The 17,999-nt window shown below is 73.3% G+C and carries 16 protein-coding genes, 2 pseudogenes and 1 riboswitch; of the genes and pseudogenes, 11 read left to right on the top strand and 7 right to left on the bottom strand.

Annotated elements, in window-relative coordinates; all coding sequences use genetic code 11:
• A partial coding sequence (locus CTKZ_RS18385) for a DUF2231 domain-containing protein (protein ID WP_124344282.1) occupies positions 1-355 on the top strand: 355 nt, incomplete at its 5' end.
• Between the two features lie 214 nt (positions 356-569).
• Positions 570-1,196, top strand: coding sequence for a YitT family protein (locus CTKZ_RS18380; RefSeq protein ID WP_124344281.1), 627 nt, complete (start codon positions 570-572; stop codon positions 1,194-1,196).
• Between the two features lie 46 nt (positions 1,197-1,242).
• On the opposite strand, the gene CTKZ_RS18375 is transcribed toward CTKZ_RS18380, so the two are convergent.
• Positions 1,243-1,431: a hypothetical protein gene (locus CTKZ_RS18375; RefSeq protein ID WP_124344280.1), complete on the bottom strand. Its 189-nt coding sequence runs from the start codon at positions 1,429-1,431 to the stop codon at positions 1,243-1,245.
• Between the two features lie 189 nt (positions 1,432-1,620).
• On the opposite strand from CTKZ_RS18375, the gene CTKZ_RS18370 reads away from it, so the two are divergent.
• Positions 1,621-1,995 carry a VOC family protein gene (locus CTKZ_RS18370; protein WP_124344279.1) on the top strand — a complete coding sequence of 125 codons (375 nt, stop codon included), beginning with the start codon at positions 1,621-1,623 and terminating at the stop codon, positions 1,993-1,995.
• Positions 1,996-2,061: 66 nt separating this feature from the next.
• Here CTKZ_RS18370 and CTKZ_RS18365 read toward each other — a convergent pair whose 3' ends face one another.
• Together CTKZ_RS18365 and CTKZ_RS18360 are read right to left on the bottom strand one after the other, a co-directional pair.
• Positions 2,062-3,540, bottom strand: a complete 1,479-nt coding sequence (locus CTKZ_RS18365) for a glycoside hydrolase family 26 protein (protein ID WP_124344278.1) — start codon at positions 3,538-3,540, stop codon at positions 2,062-2,064.
• Positions 3,530-5,092 (bottom strand): glycosyltransferase, encoded by a 1,563-nt coding sequence (locus CTKZ_RS18360; protein ID WP_124344277.1) that lies wholly within the window; start codon positions 5,090-5,092, stop codon positions 3,530-3,532. Before CTKZ_RS18360 ends, CTKZ_RS18365 begins: the two co-directional genes overlap by 11 nt.
• A 353-nt stretch (positions 5,093-5,445) precedes the next feature.
• Positions 5,446-5,520: riboswitch (cyclic di-GMP riboswitch) on the top strand.
• 141 nt (positions 5,521-5,661) lie between these two features.
• Here CTKZ_RS18360 and CTKZ_RS18355 point away from each other — a divergent pair.
• Entirely contained in the window at positions 5,662-7,479 is a 1,818-nt protein-coding gene (locus CTKZ_RS18355) for a glycosyl hydrolase (protein ID WP_124344276.1), read from the top strand.
• A gap of 28 nt (positions 7,480-7,507) precedes the next feature.
• Positions 7,508-7,992: pseudogene (locus CTKZ_RS18350) on the top strand (nucleoside deaminase).
• 101 nt (positions 7,993-8,093) lie between these two features.
• On the opposite strand, the gene CTKZ_RS18345 reads toward CTKZ_RS18350, so the two are convergent.
• Entirely contained in the window at positions 8,094-9,521 is a 1,428-nt protein-coding gene (locus tag CTKZ_RS18345; RefSeq protein ID WP_124344275.1) for an APC family permease, read from the bottom strand.
• A 233-nt stretch (positions 9,522-9,754) separates the two neighbouring features.
• On the opposite strand from CTKZ_RS18345, the gene CTKZ_RS18340 reads away from it, so the two are divergent.
• Positions 9,755-10,102, top strand: coding sequence for a YtxH domain-containing protein (locus CTKZ_RS18340; protein ID WP_124344274.1), 348 nt, complete (start codon positions 9,755-9,757; stop codon positions 10,100-10,102).
• 107 nt (positions 10,103-10,209) lie between these two features.
• On the opposite strand, the gene CTKZ_RS18335 is transcribed toward CTKZ_RS18340, so the two are convergent.
• A complete protein-coding gene (locus CTKZ_RS18335) occupies positions 10,210-10,713 on the bottom strand; it encodes a gluconokinase (RefSeq protein ID WP_124344273.1) in 504 nt (167 codons plus the stop codon).
• Between the two features lie 116 nt (positions 10,714-10,829).
• On the opposite strand from CTKZ_RS18335, the gene CTKZ_RS18330 reads away from it, so the two are divergent.
• Positions 10,830-12,110: an MFS transporter gene (locus CTKZ_RS18330; protein ID WP_124344272.1), complete on the top strand. Its 1,281-nt coding sequence runs from the start codon at positions 10,830-10,832 to the stop codon at positions 12,108-12,110.
• An 83-nt stretch (positions 12,111-12,193) separates the two neighbouring features.
• The gene (locus tag CTKZ_RS18325) at positions 12,194-12,535 is read left to right on the top strand and encodes a YciI family protein (RefSeq protein WP_124344271.1); all 342 of its coding nucleotides are present in this window, start codon (positions 12,194-12,196) and stop codon (positions 12,533-12,535) included.
• A gap of 14 nt (positions 12,536-12,549) precedes the next feature.
• On the opposite strand, the gene CTKZ_RS18320 is transcribed toward CTKZ_RS18325, so the two are convergent.
• Together CTKZ_RS18320 and CTKZ_RS18315 are read right to left on the bottom strand one after the other, a co-directional pair.
• Complete coding sequence (locus CTKZ_RS18320) at positions 12,550-13,659, bottom strand: phosphotransferase family protein (protein ID WP_124344270.1); 1,110 nt, start codon at positions 13,657-13,659, stop codon at positions 12,550-12,552.
• Positions 13,660-13,804: 145 nt separating this feature from the next.
• Positions 13,805-15,208 (bottom strand): MFS transporter, encoded by a 1,404-nt coding sequence (locus CTKZ_RS18315; protein WP_124344269.1) that lies wholly within the window; start codon positions 15,206-15,208, stop codon positions 13,805-13,807.
• 75 nt (positions 15,209-15,283) lie between these two features.
• Between CTKZ_RS18315 and CTKZ_RS18310 the strand changes: the two genes are divergently transcribed.
• The 3 genes and pseudogenes from CTKZ_RS18310 to CTKZ_RS18300 form a co-directional block, all read left to right on the top strand.
• Positions 15,284-15,574, top strand: coding sequence for a GNAT family N-acetyltransferase (locus tag CTKZ_RS18310; RefSeq protein WP_124344268.1), 291 nt, complete (start codon positions 15,284-15,286; stop codon positions 15,572-15,574).
• A gap of 425 nt (positions 15,575-15,999) precedes the next feature.
• The gene (locus CTKZ_RS18305; protein WP_124344267.1) at positions 16,000-17,505 is read left to right on the top strand and encodes a glycosyltransferase family 2 protein; all 1,506 of its coding nucleotides are present in this window, start codon (positions 16,000-16,002) and stop codon (positions 17,503-17,505) included.
• Positions 17,498-17,999, top strand: a pseudogene (locus CTKZ_RS18300) (glycoside hydrolase family 26 protein); the annotation flags it as partial. The gene CTKZ_RS18305 and the pseudogene CTKZ_RS18300, both read left to right, overlap by 8 nt.

Raw genomic sequence — 17,999 nt, 5'->3', positions numbered from 1 at the left:
CGGCCTCTGGATGAGCTCCGCGGTCCTGGACGCGGTCGGGCAGGAGAAGGCGGCGCGTCGCCTCATCGGCGCCGGGATCCTCGCCGCCGGGCCGACCGTCGTCACCGGGTGGGCCGACTGGTCGGTGGCCGACGACCGGACCCGCCGCGTCGGCGTCGTGCACGCGGCCTCCAACGGTGTCGCGCTCGCCTGCTACACCGTGTCGTGGGTCGCCCGTCGCAACGGCAACCGGGGCGTCGGCCTGCTCGCGTCGGCCGCGGGTGCTGCGGCGCTCGGCGTCGGCGGGTTCCTGGGCGGGCACATGGCGTACGTGCTCGGCTCGCCTCCGCGCGACCCCGACGCGCCGGTGCGCTGACCGTCGTGCGGTCCGGAGTTGCGGGCCATGTGCCTCGAACCGCGAGCCCAGCCGCTCGACCCCGTCTCGCGGGTCGGGCGCGCGCGTCCTGACCGCCCTTCGTCCCGTACCCGCGGGCCGCGTCGTCGGTGACAATGTCCTGCGCGCACCGACCGCCGACCGCGCACCCCCGGGCAGCGTCGCCCGCCACGACGACGCGACCGAGGACGACACCATGGCCACCACCGACACCCCGACGCTGCCCACGGCGATCCCGCACGGGCGCGCGGAGGACCTGCTGGGCCTGGTGACGGGCGTCGTCCTGGTCGCGGTCGGCATGTCGCTGCTGCGGACCGGCGGGCTCGTCACGGGCGGCATCGCGGGTGCCGCGCTGCTGCTGGGCCATGTCGTCGACCTGCCGCTCGGCGTGCTGTTCTTCGCGCTCAACGTGCCGTTCTTCGCGCTCGCGGCGCACCGGTCGGGCTGGTCGTTCACGTTCCGCAGCGCCGCGACCGTGGGGCTCGTCTCGCTCGGCACCGCGGTGACCGCCGCGCACCTCGACGTCGCGTCCGTCGACCCGTGGTTCGCCGCGGTCGTCGGCAACCTGCTGTGCGGGACGGGCCTCCTCGTCGTGTTCCGGCACCGGGCGAGCGTCGGCGGGTTCTCGATCGTCGCCGTCCTGCTGCAGGAGCGGTCGGGCATCCGCGCGGGGCACGTGCTCATGGCGCTCGACACGCTCGTCGTCCTGGCGGCGTTCGCCGTGGCCCCGCCGCTCGACGTGCTGGTGTCCGCCGCGGGCGCCGTGCTGCTGAGCCTCGTGGTGACGTTCAACCACCGGCCGGGCCGCTACACGGGCTTCTGACCCGCCCGCGTCGGCCGTCGGCAGCCGCACGCCGAGGCGGGGGACGTCACCCGCCGTAGAACGACTTGAGCAGCTCGTACGCGACGATCGCGGGCCACACGAGCGCCTTCGGGATCGCCAGGACGAAGTCCCAGAAGCCCACCCCGGCCGAGAAGTAGTAGACCGCCGCGCCGATGATCCCGAGGCCGTAGACCGCCCCGCCGCCCGCACCGCCCGCGTCCGAACCCTTCGCCATCTCGCACTCCCGTCGTCTCGCGCGTCGTCCCCTCGACCGGCACCCTCCCGCCGTGGCGACGGCGGCGGCATCACCCGCGACGGGCGGTTCCGGGGTGCGCGCGAGGGCTGGACGGCGTGTGGGTGGTCCGCGGGACCATGGGACGGACGCCGCCGGGGACGTCCGGCGGGCCGACCGAGGGGGTCTCCCGTGGAGTTCAGGCTCGAGCTCGTGATCGTCCCCGTGAGCGACGTGGACCGCGCCGTCGCGTTCTACTCCGAGAAGGTCGGGTTCGTCGTCGACCACGACCAGCGCGTGAGCGACGACGTGCGGTTCGTGCAGCTCACGCCGCCCGGCTCGCAGTGCTCGATCGCGGTCGGGCTCGGCCTGTCCGACGCCGCACCCGGGTCCGTCAAGGGCCTCCAGGTCGTCGTCGACGACGCCGACGCGGCGCGCGCGTTCCTCGTCGAGCACGGGATCGACGCGCCCGAGGTGCAGGAGTTCCCGTGGGGCCGGTTCACCGGCTTCCGGGACCCCGACGGCAACGAGTGGTCGGTCCAGCAGCTCCCGGCCTGGCGCGGCTGACGCGCGACCGTCGACAGACGACGACCCCCGACCCCGGCGGCGGACCGGGGTCGGGGGTCGCGTCGGTCACGGTCGGGGCAGCCCGATCCCGGTGCGGGCGAACCCGTCGGCGGCGGCGCGCAGCGACTGCGGCGACGAGTCGAGCCGCCAGTCGTTGGTCGAGCGGCCGCTGCCCTCGCCCGACGTGACGGCGAGGCTGAACCAGCCGATGCCGATGATGTCGCTGTTCTCCGGCCGGGCCAGCCCGTCGAACAGGCTGCTGATCCACTGCGCCTTCTTGCCGCCGCGCTCGGTCGCCCCGATCTCCGCGAGGAAGATCGGCTTGCCGGGTGCGGCCTCGCGCAGCATCGGCAACGTCATGGCGTACGTGTCGTCGAAGGTCGGCACGGGGTCGCCCGGGCGGTAGTAGCCGGACATGCCGACCCAGTCGACGTACTCGGGGCCAGGGTAGAACTGCCGCGGGTGCGGCTGGCTGGGGATCTTGTTGACGCGGTTGGGCGCCCACAGCCACACGACGAGGTCGTTCGCGCCCTCGGCCTCGAAGATGTCGTGCACGTGCCGCCACATCTCGACGTACTGGCCCGGCTTGTTGCCGTTGACGGACCCGCCGTCCCAGCCGCGGATCTCCGACCACGGGTACCACGAGCCGTTCATCTCGTGGTCGAACCGGATGACGAGCGGCAGCCCGGTGGCGGTGATGTCGCGGGCGTACTGGTGCAGGTAGTCGTCGAACGCGCCCCCGATGATGCGGCTGAGCGAGAACTCGGGCACGTCGCTCGTGATCGAGCCGATCTGGCTCTGGCTCTCCCACGTCAGCAGGGGGATCTGCCCGCGGCTCCACGCGGCCTGCACGGCGTCGGGCCGGAACGGGGTGTCCCACGACTGGAAGTAGCCGCTGACGTTCGCGTTGCGGTTGACGGCGGCCTCGACGCCGTTGAACTCGGCGTAGTCGAACGGGCTCTGCGTCGTGTAGAGCCCGAACAGCTGGCTGGCGGCGAGGATCTGCGACTTCGTCATCGACGCGGTCACGGGCGGTGGCACGTAGCCCTTGGGGTTCGCGACCTTCCAGGACAGCTCCTGCACCTGCCGGCGCAGGTCGGCGATCTTCGCGGTCGTGTCGACGGCGGCGGCGTTGTGCCGCTCGCGCGTCGCCTTGAGCTCGCCGTTCACGACGTTGGCGGTGTCCGCCTGCGCGGCGGCCTCGGCCTCGGCGCGACCGAGGGCCTGCTGGGTCGCGACGAGCTCGGCCTGCAGCGCGTCGAGCTGTGCCTTGAGGTCGTCGGCGCGGGCCTTCTGGACGGTGTCGAGCACGGGAGGCCGGCCACCGGTGAGCTTCTCCTCGGCGGCGGTGAGCTGGGTCTTGAGGTCGTCGGCGCGGGCGCGCTCGGTCTGCAGCGCGACCTCGGCCGCGGAGGGCCCTTCCCAGAAGCGCTGACCCTGCGGCGTGGACCACGCGAGGCCGGTGACCAGCAGGAGCGCGACGACGAGGGCCGCACCGCTGATGCGCTGACGTCGGCTGAGGCGGAACAGGCGGTCAGAGAACATACGCGAGGGCCTCCACGCTGAGCAGGGCACCGCCGAGGAGGTAGGGCACGGCGGCCTTCGGGTTGAGACGGCGTCGCCGGGGCGGGGGAGCCGGGTGCGTCCGGACGTACGTGAGCGTCTCGGTGCGGCGCGCGGCCCGGGTCTCGGCCGCCGTCCGGGTCCCCTGCGGACCGTGGCCCGGGCCGCCGGCGACCGGGACCCCGGACGGCGGGGTGTCGCCGACGGACGGCAGGGCCGCGTCGATCGGGCGCCCGGCGTCCGTGCGCAGCGCGTCCTCGGCGACGTCGAGCACCCCGTCGGACGTGTCCGCGGAGTAGGCGTGCGCCCGGGTGCCCCACGACGCGACGTGCGCCATGCGGAAGAACCCGAGCAGCCGGATCGGCATGAGGAAGAACGTCGAGAACACGATGTACGCGGGCAGCAGGAGCAGGTCGCCCGGGACCTCGCGCAGGTGGCGCATCTGCCGCAGCGCCATCGACAGCCAGCTGGCCGCGACGACGAGCCCGACGAGCAGCACGACGCCCTGCCACCCGGGCCGCAGCTCGAGCAGCGGCGTGTAGAAGTTGTAGCCGGTCGCCGCGAGCGTGCGGTACAGGCCCCCGGCCCACGTCCCGAGCAGCAGGAACGGCAGCAGGATGTCCATGACGAAGAAGAACCCGAGCACGGGGGCGTGCCCGGTCATCCAGGGCAGCATCCGCAGGGTGTTGTACTGGCTGCCGCGCGCCCAGCGCAGCTGCTGCTTCGCCATCTTGCGCAGCTTGAGCGGCGCATCGGTGTAGACCAGGCTCGTGTGCTGGTAGACGGTCCGGTACCCCTGCTTGAGCGTGAGGTTCGTGAGCGTCCGGTCGTCGGAGACCTCGAGGAAGATGCCGAGGAACTCCTCGCCGAGGAACTGCGGCATCGCCCGCACGAGGACGTCGCGGCGGAACGCGATGGTGCGGCCCGGCAGGCACCCGACCTGGCCGAGCGCGGACTGCGCGGGCATCGCGTACAGCGCGCGGCTGTTCTCGAGCCAGTCGGCCCAGCGGGTGATGAACTTGCGCCGCGGGTCGAGGATCCGCTGCCGGGTGGTGACGCCGCCGACCTTGGGGTCGTTGAACGGCTTCACGAGCTCGGTGAGCGTGTGCGGCGTCCAGATGGTGTCGCTGTCGACGAGCGCGATGATCTCGCCCGTCGACACCTCCACCCCGATGGCAACCGCATTCCTCTTCCCGGCGACCGGGGTCCAGATCCGGCGCACTTCAGGAAAGTCGTCGCAGACGGATTCCAGCGCGGTGTTGCGCGGTCCGTTGATGACGACGACCACCTCGTGGGGCTGCTGCTCGGTGATGCGGCGCAGCACGTCGTGGAACAGGTCGAGCGGTTCGTCGACGACCGGGATCACGACCGACGTGGTCGCGTGGCACGGCTCCGTCCACGTGCGGTAGCGCGCGGAGAGGACGACCTTGACGAGCCAGATGAGCCAGACGAGAGCGGTGAACAGGGCGAAGAGGTAGATCTCGAACGGGGCGTCCGAGAGCAGGTCACGGACCTGCAGCAGGAAGATGAGCACGCGGGAGCTCCTCGTGTCGAGGCGTCGGCTTCTTCAACGCGGCGGGCTTCGGGGTCGCGCGGGGTCGGCGGCGAGGACGTCGCGGGGGAAGGGCGGCTCGACATCGAGCGGTGAGGCGGCGCGGCACGCGTTCGGAGTCCCCCCGGTCTCCGAGCAGTCGTGCGGCGCCGGATCCCGTTTTCGGGAGCGGCCAGGTCCGGCGTACCGGACAAGTGCTCACAGTTTCCACGAGTCACCCGTGAAGGAAAATACCCGTCCACAAGTTGGTCACTACAGATATGACTGGATGAACAATCGTCTAGGACTTACGTCCTATATACATGTCCAGGAGTGTGCTCGTACGCTTGTTCGGTCAGCGACAAGGGCAAACCTGCCGCGAGGCAGGGACGCAAAGCCATGGGGCCCTCGAGGTCCGCCAGGCTGCCGAACGACTCAGGGGGGCTCCTCACTTGCGCACGTCCACGCCCGTTCCGGGCGCCATCACCCATGCCCGGACCCACCCGACCGGCCGTCTCCGGGGCACCCGTGCGTCCCGGCCCGGCACGACCCGCCGCCGCGCCGTCGTCGTCGTGACGACCCTCGTCGCCGGCCTCCTCGGCACCGGCGTCGCCGCACCCGCGACCGCCGCCGAGCCCGCGCCGGGCGACGCCGCCGCGGCCCTCACCCCGCAGGACGGCCTGCTCTTCGGTGCGTTCGTCGCCAAGGGCGCGACCACGCAGGAGGAGGCCGTCGCGACGTTCGAGGACACCGTCGGCCGCAAGCTCGACACCCAGCGCCTCTACCGGCAGTGGGACGAGGACCTGCGCGCCGGTGGCGTCGCCTCGGCCGTCGAGCGCGGCCGCACGCCCGTCCTGTCCGTCGCGACCAAGCGTGTCGACGGGACCAAGGTGAGCTGGGCGTCCATCGCCCGCGGCGACCAGGACACCACCATCGCCGCCCAGGCCGCGACCGTCGCGGGCCTCGGCGTCCCGCTCTACCTGACCTTCCAGCACGAGCCCGACTACGCGACGGGCTACGGCACGGCCGCCGAGTACCGCGCCGCGTGGCGGCACTACGTGCAGGTCTTCCGCGACAAGGGCGTGAGCAACGTCGTCTGGACGTGGATCGTCACGCCCACGCCGTTCGCCGCGAACGCGACGACGACCGCCGACGCGCTCTACCCGGGCGACGACGTCGTCGACTTCGTCGGGCTCGACGTCTACAACTGGAACGGCTGCAACCCCGGCGGGCCCAGCTCCTGGCAGAGCGTCGCGACGCAGTCGACGGCGGCCCGGGCCTTCGCGCAGAAGCACGGCAAGCCGATGATGGTCGCCGAGTGGGGCTCGGTCGAGGACCCGACGAACGCGCAGCGCAAGGCCACCTGGCTGCGCGACTCGATGACCACGTGGACGAGCTGGCCGGAGGTCAAGGCGGTCCTCTACTTCCACCAGCAGGGCAGCTGCCCGTGGTGGGCGGACTCCTCGTCGACGACGCTCGGCGCGTTCCGGTCGATCGCGGCCGACCCCGCCGCCCGCACCCGCACCACCGCGTGGCTGCGCGTGTCCGCGACGCACGGCGCCGCACCGCTCGCCGTCACGGTCGACGCGTCCCGCTCGTGGGCGGCCGGCTCGGTGCCCGGGGCGGGGATCGCGTCGTGGACCCTCGACCTCGGCGACGGCTCCGCACCCCTCACCGGCACCGGCACGCCGCCCGCCACGGTGAGCCGGACGTACGCCGCGGGCACCTTCGCGCTGCGGCTCACCGTGACCGACACCGCCGGCCGCACCGCGACCGACCGCGTGTCCGTCGAGGCCGCACCCGTGCCGACGGTCACCGTGTCGGCCAAGGACGTCACGACGACGTCCGCGACGTCGCAGGCGCTCGTGGACCTGCACGGGTTCGCGGGCACCGTGCGGTCGGAGTGGGGCACGACGACCGCCTACGGGACGACCGGTCCGGTCACGTCCGTCCCGGCGGTGTCGTACGCGAAGGCGGTCAACCAGCCGCTCGGCACGCTCCAGCCGAGCACGACCTACTACGTGCGCACGACGACGACCACGCCCGCGGGCACGACGGTCACGACCAGCAGCTTCGAGACGGCCGGGAAGCCGACGTCGTCGAAGCAGTGGACGTCCGGCACGACCGCGACGTCGACCACGTTCGTCGCGCAGGTGCACCCGCACCGGCTCGCGACCACGGCGTGGATCGAGTGGGGCACGACCACGGCCCTCGGCCAGGCCTCCCCCGTGACGTCGGTCGCCGCCCTCACCTACGAGAAGTCGGTGTCGAGCGGGCTCGTCGGCGGGCTCGCGCCGAGCACGACGTACTACTACCGGGTCGTCGCGCAGAACTCCGCGGGCACCCTCGTCGGGCCGATCGCCAGCGTGAAGACGGCGCGCCTGTCCTGACGCCGGGCCGCGGCCTAGGGTCGGCACCATGGCCGTGACGGACGCCGACCTGGTCCACCTGCGACGGTGCGTCGCGCTCGCGCGCGAGGCGCTCGACGACGGCGACGAGCCGTTCGGCTCGGTGCTCGTCGACGCCACCGGGACCGTGCTGATCGAGGAAGCAACCGCGTCAAGGACGGCGACCAGACCCGCCATCCCGAGCTCGAGATCGCCCGCTGGGCCGCCGCGCACCTCCCGCCGGAGGAGCGCGGCGGCTGCACGGTCTACACGTCGGGCGAGCACTGCCCCATGTGCGCCGCCGCGCACGGGTGGGCCGGGCTCGGGCGGATCGTCTACGTCGCGTCGAGCGGGCAGCTCGTCGCGTGGCGGCGGGCGTGGGGGCTGCCGGCCGGGCCCGTCGCGCCGCTGCCCGTGAAGTCCGTCGTCCCCGGGGCGGTCGTCGACGGGCCCGCCGAGGCGCTCGTCGACGCGATGTGCGCGCTGCACCGCGAGCACGCGGACCGGTCGCGCTGAGCCCGGCCGTCCGCGCGGGCCGGCGCCGCCCGCGTCGACGTGACGAGGTCGTCCGACGTGGCCGTCGCCGGCCGCGTCGACCGTGAGGAGGCCGTCCGACGTCAGGCGCGGGACGTCGGGGCCGCCGCCTCGCGGCCCGTGCGGTCCGTGCGTCCCACCGCCCAGCGGTTGACCAGGTACAGCACCACACCGATCGCGAGCAGCGCGCCCGCCCGCACGTAGACGGCCGGGTCGCGGCCCGTGAGCGGTGACGCCAGGACGAGCGACACGACCGCGCCCGCGACCGGGGCCCACGTCGGCGCCCGGAAGGTCGGTCGCTCCGCGTCGTCGCCTGCGGCCGGGTCCTCGTCGCGTGCGTCCGCGCCGTCGTCCGGCCGGCGCCGCAGCACCAGGACGGCGACGTTGACCGTCGCGAAGACGAGCAGCAGGAGCAGCACCGTCGTGTCCGCGAGCCCCGCCAGGTCGCCCGTCGCCACGAGCGTCAGCGCGATCACCACCGTGAACGCGATCGCCACGTACGGCGTCTGCCGCCCGCCCACGCGCCCCAGCACGCGCGGCACGATCCGCTCCTGCGCCATCCCGTAGACCAGCCGCGACGCCATGAGCATGTTGATGAGCGCCGTGTTCGACACCGCGAGCAGCGCGATCACCGCGAACAGCGCGGGCGGGAACGTCAGCCCGGCGACCTTGACGACCTCGAGCAGCGGTCCCGTCGACTCCGCGAGCACGTCGGTCTCCACGAGCATCGACGACGTGAACGCGACGCCGACGTAGATGAGGCCCGCGACCGCGAGCCCGCCGAACAGCGCGCGCGGGAAGTCGCGGCGCGGCGCGTGGCACTCCTCCGCGAGGTTCACCGAGTCCTCGAACCCGAGCAGCGCGTAGAACGCGAGCGCCGTCGCGCCGAGCACCGCCATCCACGCCGACCCGTCGGTCTCCAGCACGAACGCGCGGCCCGGGTCGCCCTCGCCCGTCAGCAGCGCCCACGCCCCGATCGCGAGGATGACCAGCAGGCCCGTCGCCTCGACGATCGTCAGCACGACGTTGACGCGCACCGACTCCGAGATCCCCAGCAGGTTCACGCCCGTGATGAGCAGCAGGAAGAACCACGCCGCGACCAGCGTCGGCACGGACACGAACTCCGCGAGGTAGTCGCCGCCGAACGCCCGCGCGGCCGCGCTCGCCGACGTGATGCCCGACATCATCACCGCGAACGCCACGAGGAACGTGAGGAACGGCCGCCGGAACGCCCGGTTCGCGTACAGCGCCGCACCCGCCGCCTGCGGGAACCGGCCGACGAGCTCCGCGTACGCCGTCGCCGTGAGCGTCGCCAGCACGAACGCGCACACGAACGGCAGCCAGATCATGCCGCCGACCTCCGCCGCGACCTTGCCCGTCAGCGCGTAGATGCCCGCGCCCAGGATGTCGCCGACGACGAACAGCAGCAGGACGCGTCGGCCGATGGTGCGCCGCAGCGGCGGGCCGTCGGCCGACCGCGCGCTCGTCGTGGCCGTGCCCGGGTCGCTCATGCCGACCTCCCCCTGCCGTCGCGTGCCGCCAGTGTCGACCCGACGGTCCTCGCGCGCGCGGCGTGGTGACGCGACGCCCTCCGTCGCGCCGACCGCGTGGTGGCCGCGCGCGCCCGCAGCGGCGAGGGCGCCGTTCGACGCGCGCACCCGCGGGCCGGTGCCTACGCTCGGACCTTCGGACGGGCGGCGCGCACTGCGGACGTCGCCGCCACGGACCCACGGGAGGACCGCTCATGAAGGGCAAGGTCGTGTTCGCCGTCGGCGTCGGGCTCGGGTACGTGCTCGGGACCCGCGCGGGACGGGGTCAGTTCGAGAAGATCAAGGGCTGGGCGAACGACGTCTGGCAGGACCCGCGCGTCCAGGGCTACGTCCAGGACGTCGAGAGCCAGGCGACCGAGTTCGCCAAGCAGCAGGGTTCGGCGCTCAAGGACAAGGCCGTCGAGGCCGCGAAGTCTGCCGTCGCGGGCAACGCACCGTGGCGGTCCTCCACGACGACGCCCGAGGCCGACGACCCGGCGCCGGACGTCCTCGCCGGCGAGCCGATCATCGACGCGGACGACGCCCGGTACCGCACCCCCTGACGAGTCGCCGCTCCCGCTGGCCTGGGAGAAGCACCGGGAGCGACCGACCACGACGACGCGCCCCCGACGACCGCCACCCGGCGGGACGTCGGGGGCGCGTCGGTGCGTCAGGCGTCCAGCGCGTCGACGACCGCGGCCGCGGTGTGGGCCGGGTCGCGGTGGACGGACAGCGTGACGCCGTCCTCGTCGGGGCCGAGCGGCTCGAGCGTCGCGAGCTGCGACTCGAGCAGCGACGCCGGCATGAAGTGACCGCGCCGCCCGGCCATGCGCCGGGCGAGCTCCTCGTGGCCGACCGCGAGGTGCACGAACCGCACGCGCCCCTCGGCGCCGCGCAGCACGTCGCGGTACGCCCGCCGCAGCGACGAGCACGCGACGACGGTCCCGCGACCGGCCTCGGCGTGCTCGGTCATCGCGGCTGCGACGAGCCGCAGCCACGGCCCGCGGTCGTCGTCGGTGAGCGGGACGCCCGCGGCCATCTTCTCGACGTTCGCCGGCGGGTGGAGGTCGTCGCCCTCGACGAACGGGCTCCCGAGCGCCTCGGCGACGAGCCGCCCGATCGTCGTCTTGCCCGTCCCGGACACCCCCATCACGACCACGTGCTGCACGCCCACCGACTCTCCTCCCGCTCCCGGACCCGCCCACCCTCCCACGCCCCGCCCGCGCGTCGCCGTGAGACGGCGCCGGACCCGGCGAGGACGGGTGCCCCGGGCGACGTAGGGTGGCGGCGATGTCCGTGCTCGTCGACACCACACCCCTCCGCGTCAGCCCGGCGTTCCGGCGGCTGTGGTGGGGCCTGTCCGTGTCGAACCTCGGCACGCAGCTCACGGTCGTCGCCGTCGGGCTCCAGGTGTACGACCTCACGGGCTCGACGTTCTCCGTCGGCGTGCTCGGCGTGTGCGCGCTCGTGCCGCTCGTGGTCTTCGGGCTGTACGGCGGCGCGATCGTCGACCACTACGACCGGCGCCGGGTCGCGCTCGTCGCGTCGCTGGTCGCGTGGACCGTGGTGCTCGGGCTCGCGGTGCAGGCGTGGCTCGGCAACGAGCACGTGGGGCTGCTCTACGCGCTGGTCGCGGTGCAGTCGGCCGCTGGCGCGGTGAACAGCCCCGCGCGGACGGCGATCATCCCGCGCCTGGTCGACCCGACCCTGCTGCCCGCCGCCAACGCCCTGCATACCACCGGCTGGAACGTCGCGCTCACCGTGGGCCCGCTGCTCGGCGCCGGGCTCGTCGCCGCGTTCGGGTACGCCGCCGCGTACACGCTCGACGCCGCGCTGTTCACGTTCGCGCTCGCCGCGCTGCTGCGCCTCCCGCCGGTCCCGCCCGAGCCCTCGTCGGTCCGGCGTGCGCGGGTCGGCCTCGGCTCGGTCGTCGACGGCCTGCGCTACCTCGGCACGCAGCGCAACGTCCGCATGACGTTCGCGGTCGACCTGGTCGCGATGATCACCGCGTCGCCGCGCGTGCTGTTCCCCGCGGTCGCGCTCCTCTACCTGGGCGGCGGCGAGACCACGACGGGCGTGGTCAGCGCCGCGGTCGCCGTCGGGGCGGTCCTCGCGGGCGTGTTCTCCGGCGCGCTCGTGCACGTGCGCTGGCAGGGCCGCATCATCACCGTCGCGATCGTGGTGTGGGGGCTCGCGATCGCCGGGTTCGGCGCGGTCCTCGTCACGGTCGACGCCACGCGGCCCGACCAGGTGCTGTGGGGTGCGCTCGCGCTCGCGGTGCTCACGCTCGTCGTCGCGGGGGCCGCGGACGCCATCTCGTCGGTGTTCCGGCAGAGCATCCTGCAGACCGCGACGCCCGACGACATGCGCGGCCGGCTCCAGGGCGTGTTCGTGGTCGTCGTCGCCGGAGGCCCCCGACTCGGGGAGCTGCTGCTCGGCGGGCTCGCGACGCGCGTCGGCGAGGGCTGGACCGCGGTGATCGGCGGCCTGACGTGCGTCGTGCTGGTGAGCGTCCTCGTGCGCGTCCAGCGCACGTTCTGGCACTACGACGCCCACCACCCCACCCCCTGACCGGGTCCTGTCGATTCCGGCGGGGCTCGTCCGTCACAGTGGTGACACGCCGCCACGGAGCGGCCGGCACACGAGGAGCGACGATGACCCGGTACGCCATCTACTTCCAGCAGAACTGGGTCGGTGACCACCCGGCCGAGTGGTTCCAGTCCCGCGTCGAGCCGAGCACGGCGGTCGTCCGCGACATGGAGGCGGCCGGGGTGCTGGTCTTCGCCGGCGGGCTCGAGGAGGACCTGGCCGAGGCGTTCACCGCCGACGCGACGAGCGGGACGGTCACGATCACCGACGGTCCCTACGCCGAGACCACCGAGTACCTGGGCGGGATCACGGTCATCGACGTGCCCGACCTGGAGACGGCCAAGATGTGGGCCGGCCGGGTCGCCGAGGGGTGCGGCTGGCCGCAGGAGGTCCGGGTCATCACGTAGGAAGCCCGGCGTCGCTACGCGAGCGAGTCCAGCAGCGTGCGCAGCGCGTCGGCCAGGGTCGTGCGGTAGCCCGGGAGCCAGTCGCCCGCGAACGACCGGGGGACGATCTCGGTCGTGAGGATCAGCGTGAGGAACGTCCGGTACAGCGCGAGCCGCGTCTGCGCCGACGCGCTGGTGACGTCGATGCCGCCGGGCACGACGCTCGCGTAGCCCGCGAGCACGCGGGGGTTCACCGGGCCGACGTTGTGGCAGTCGGCGCCGACGAGCTCGTGCAGCGGGTCTCCCCAGAACGCGCGCTCGGGGTCGATGACGCCGACGAGCCCGCCCGTCTCCGGGTCGACGAACAGGTTCCCGGCCCAGAGGTCGGTGTGCACGAGCGTCGGCGTGGTGACGTCGTCGAGCGCGTCGCCGTGTCGCCGCAGGGCGGCGCGCACCTCGTCGGCGGGCAGGTCGACGCCCCAGCGCGGCGCGTCGGTCAGGACGGCCTCGACCATCGCGGTGAACGTGCCGCGCCACGTGGGGGCGTTGAGCCCGGCCGCGGGGTTCGGGTAGCCGAAGCCGCCGTCCGGGGCGGGCAGCCCGGCGGTGTGCAGCCGCGCCATGTAGGCGCCGAGCTCGTGCTCCGCGCGCGCGGCGCGGGGGTCGTCGTCGGCGGTGCCGAAGCCCGCGTCGACCAGCGGGACCCCGGGCAGGTGGCTGACCACGAGCGCGTCGGTCGGCACGTGCGTGCGGGTGAAGTCGGTGAGGAGCACGCGGGGCATGAGCAGCGACGGGTGCTCCTCGGTGAGCCGGTAGACGTGCGCCTCCGACCGGACCAGGTCGTGCTCGTAGGTGAGCAGCGCGTCGGTCGCGGTGGGCGCGGTCTTGACGACGACGCGCGTGCCGTCGTCGAGCGTCACGCGGTAGCTCGTCGCGAACATCCCACCGGTGAGCCGCTCGACCCCGGCGACCGTCCCGACCGGCGCGAGCACGGCCCGCAGCGCGTCGACGGGCACGTCCGCGGCGGTGTCGCCCGCCGGTGCGGTGCCGGCGGCGGGGGCGTCGGCGGGTGCGGCCGGTGCGTCCGACGTCAGGTCGGACGAGGTCGCGGAGTCGGCCACGGGTGTCTCGTCGGCGAGGGTCACGACGCGTACGGTACTGCGGGGGCCGGGCGTCGGGGGAGGCCGGATGGGCCGTTCGTGGTGTCGAAAACGGGCACTCCCGCGGTATCGGAAGTCGCGACGGCGACGAGGTCGGCGACACGCGGCCCGACTGCGGGCTGGGAGGCGCTCAGCCGTCCTCGGCGACGCCCGTCGGCCGGGGCGGTGCGGGGTGCTCGACGGCGCTGCCGACCTGGCCGTCCGTCGCGGACCGCTGCTGCACGGCGCTGCGCGGGTCGACGCTCTCGGCGACCTCGCAGGCGGCGACGGCGGCCCCGGCGGTGGCCGACGGCGACTCGTCCTCCACGGCGCGCGCGACGCGCTCGTCGGCGGCCTTCGCGTCGGGACGCGGCCGCAGCGTGCGGTACGCGGCGAGGGTCGCGACGAGCGCGAGCCCGGCGGAGACGATGACGACGAGGAACCCGCCGTGCGACCCGTCGGCGTCGATGCGGGCGCCCGCGATGGACGACCCGAAGGAGACGCCGACGCCGAGCGACGTGCCGACCCAGGTGAGGCCCTCGGTGAGGCGCGCGGGCGGCACGAGCTGCTGGACGAGCGCGTTGCCGTTGATGAGCGTGGGGGCGATCGCGAAGCCGGTGACGAACATGACGGCGGCGAGCACGACGAGGTTGGTCGCGACGACGAAGAAGGACACCCCGACGGCGAGCACGACGACGCCGATCGCGAACCGCTGGTGCAGCGGGCGGACCCAGTGCCGCGTGCCGTAGAGGAGCCCGGCGATGAGCGACCCGAACGCGAACACGGCGAGGATCACGCCCGCGATGCCGGTGTTCCCGGACTCCTCGGCGAACGCGACGGTCGACACGTCGGTCGCACCGAAGATCGCGCCCATGGCGACGAACACGAGCGCGAGCACGACCATGCCGGGGTTCGCGAGGACGGAGCCGCGCACGCGCTCGCCGCCGGCGGTGCTGGTCGGGGCGGGCTCGGTGGCGCGCAGCGCGAGGAACCAGTAGCCGCCGACGACCAGCGCGACGAGCGGCACGACGAGGCCGGCGGCGGGGTCGACGCCGGTCGCGAGGACCGTGGCGAGGACGGGGCCGACGATGAAGACGAACTCGTCGATGGTCGACTCGAGCGCGTACGCGGTGTGCATGGGGCGGGGGTCGCCGCCCAGCACGCCGGACCAGCGGGCGCGTACGAGCGAGCCGAACGACCCGACGGCGGCGCCGGTGACGGCCGCGGCGACGTAGAGGAGCCACGGGTTGCTGTCGGCGCGGGCCGCGACGACGAGCGTCACGAGGCCGACGGACGCGACGGCGACGGCGGGGCGCATGACGCGGGCCTGGCCGTGCCGGTCGACGAGCCGGGCGAGCTGCGGCGAGCAGAGGGCCTGCGCGACGACGTAGACGGCGGACACCCGTCCGGCCAGCCCGTAGGAGCCGTACAGCGCGGAGATCATGAGGACGATGCCGATCCCGATCATCGACATCTGGAGGCGCGCGACCATCCCCGCGACGGAGAAGGCGAGGGCACCCGGGCGCGACAGGATCTCGCGGTAGGGCTGGAGCATGCCCTCAGTCTCGCACCGCGTACCGACGGCGGCCCGGGGCTGGTGGTCGGGCGTCCCGTGCCGCACGATCGGTGCATGACGGACGTGCTGGTCAGCGACGCGCCGGAGGCGCACCGGTTCGAGGCCCGCGACGAGGCGGGCGAGCTGCTCGGGTTCGCGGTGTACGACGTGGTCGGCCGGACGGTCGTGTTCACGCACACCGAGGTCGACCCGCGCGCGGAGGGCCACGGGGTCGCGTCGACGCTCGTGCGCGAGGCGCTGGGCGCCGTCCGGGAGAGCCACCGGGACGTCGTGGCGCTGTGCCCGTACGTGAAGGCGTGGGTGGCACGCCATCCCGACTACCAGGACCTGCTGCACCGGGCGTGACAGCCCGCTGCCAGACCTCTGTCACACCGTGACGGGCGCTGTCGTCCCGAGCAACTTCTTGTAAATTTCGTGTGAAGTTGCCCAGGGCAAATCAGACATAACCCCGCAAGGGGTAAGCGCTTGCGGTGAGCGGTGTCACTTTTGGACAAGTGTCCGTCTCAATGCCCTGTTACCGCCTGGTAGGTTCGATTTACCGAGTTCGCCGGACGTGTTCACGTGTGCTCCGTCCGAGACCCGGATCGTGCGCCTCCAATCAAGCAGGGGGCGGTTGCGCACGTCCGTGCCCAGGTCAGAGACCTGCGCGCGGTCTATCGACGCGCCCGCGGCGGCCCTGAGCCCGCCCAGGCGACGTCCACGCTGGATCGCCGACGACGCCGGGACAGCTGGTCAGAAAAAGCCACCACCGTGTCGGGTAGGCCATTCAGATGTTTGTTTTCGTCCTTCAGCTGCGCCATATGCTGGAAGGGCAGTCGGAGTTTTATCTCTTCGCTGTCTTCTCCACGTTGATCTGGGCGTTGTGGCTGCTCAAGGTCCTCCTCTCGCGCCGCTACAAGCCGTACACCGGCGAGTACCACGGCACCACCTCCGTCGTCGTCCCCGTGGTCGACGAGCCCCTCGACCTCTTCCACGACGTGCTCTCGCGGATCGTCGCGCAGCAGCCCGACGAGGTCATCGTCGTCATCAACGGCAAGCCCAACCCGGGCCTCGAGCGCGTCAGCGAGCAGTTCGCGCCGCTCGTCCGCTGGGTGCACACCCCGATCCCGGGCAAGCGCAACGCCGTCAAGATCGGCACCGAGATGTCGCGCGGGGAGATCACCGTGCTCGTCGACTCCGACACCGTCTGGACCGACGGCACGCTCCCGGAGCTCGTCAAGCCGTTCGCCGACGCCAACATCGGCGGCGTCACCACGCGTCAGCGCATCCTCGACCCCGAGCGGTCCTGGATCACCCGCTGGGCCGACTGGCTCGAGAACACCCGCGCGCTCTACTCGATGCCCGCGCAGTCCGCGCTCGGCCAGGTCGGCTGCCTCCCCGGACGCACCATCGCGTTCCGCCGGCACATCCTCATCGACGTCATGGACGACTTCATGCACGAGAAGTTCATGGGCGTCTTCCTCGAGGTCTCCGACGACCGCACGCTGACCAACCTGACGCTCAAGGCCGGCTACAAGTGCGTGTACCAGTACACGAGCCTCGTCTACACGGACGCCCCGCTGCAGGTGAAGAAGCTCTTCAAGCAGCAGCTCCGCTGGGCCCGCGGCAGCCAGTACAACACCCTGCGGATGCTGCCCTGGATGATGGGCCACGCCCCCGTCCTGGCGATCTTCTTCGTGATGGACATCATCCTGCCGTTCCTGCTGGTCGGGACGATCGCGGGCTGGATCTACCGCGCCGCGTCCGGCACGGGCGTGAACCTCTACCAGGCGATCCTCGAGACGTACACGGGGCTGCAGGGCTGGGTCTGGGTCGTCGCCACGATGGTCATCTCGTCGGTGCTCTCCATGGCGATCCGCCAGATCCGCCACCTGCACGAGAAGCCGTCCGACTTCCTGCGGCTGCCGGTCTTCATCATCGTCTCGACGTTCTTCCTCATGCCCGTCCGCCTGCTCGGCTTCCTGCGCATGGCGCACGCGTCGGGCTGGGGCACCCGTGCCGGCGCCTACGCCGGCGGTGACCTCATGGAGGAGCTCGAGCAGGCCCCGCAGGGTCCCGTCGACCTCGTCGACCGCGCCCCCGACGGTGTCGTCCCGCACCAGCGGTCCGCCGACGGCACCGTCCTGACCGAGGCGCCGACGCGCGTCCGCCGCGCCACCGCGGCCCCCGCGCCGGCCCCCGCGCCGCGTCGCCGTCGCCGTCTCAACCCTCTCGCCGGCATCCCCTACGTGGCCGCCGTGCTGATCTTCGCCCTGGAGGCACTCGTCTATGTCTGAGCACACCGCCCACGGCTGGTGGACCCGGGCGATCCGCCCGTCCCCCCGCAAGCGGCTGACCGCAGCCGCGATCGCGCTCGCCCTCGTCGCCGTCACCGTCGGCGTCTGGCTGTCGCCCTCCGTCGACGGCGTCGTCCCCACCCGCGCCAGCGCCGAGGAGATGCGTCTCCAGGCCGAGAACGACAAGCTGCGGAACTCGCTGGAGGCCCGCGAGCAGGAGGTCCTCGACCTCGAGCGCTCGCAGCGCAAGGCCGCCTCCGAGCGGTCCGCCGCCGCCGAGCGCGGCAAGGCCAAGGCTGCCGAGGAGAAGGCCGCGGCTGACGCCGCCGCGCAGCAGAAGGCCGCCGAGGAGCAGGCCGCCGCGAAGGCCGCGTCCTCCGCGAAGGCCGCGTCCGAGAAGAAGGCCGCCGCCGAGCGCGGCAAGGCGCGCGACCGCGCCGAGCAGGCCGAGGCCGCGCTCGCCCGGGCCCGTGCCGCCGCGGCCACGCCGTCGT

This window comes from Cellulomonas algicola (assembly GCF_003851725.1).
Lineage (GTDB): Bacteria > Actinomycetota > Actinomycetes > Actinomycetales > Cellulomonadaceae > Cellulomonas > Cellulomonas algicola.
This window is presented reverse-complemented; position numbering and strand designations above follow the sequence as displayed.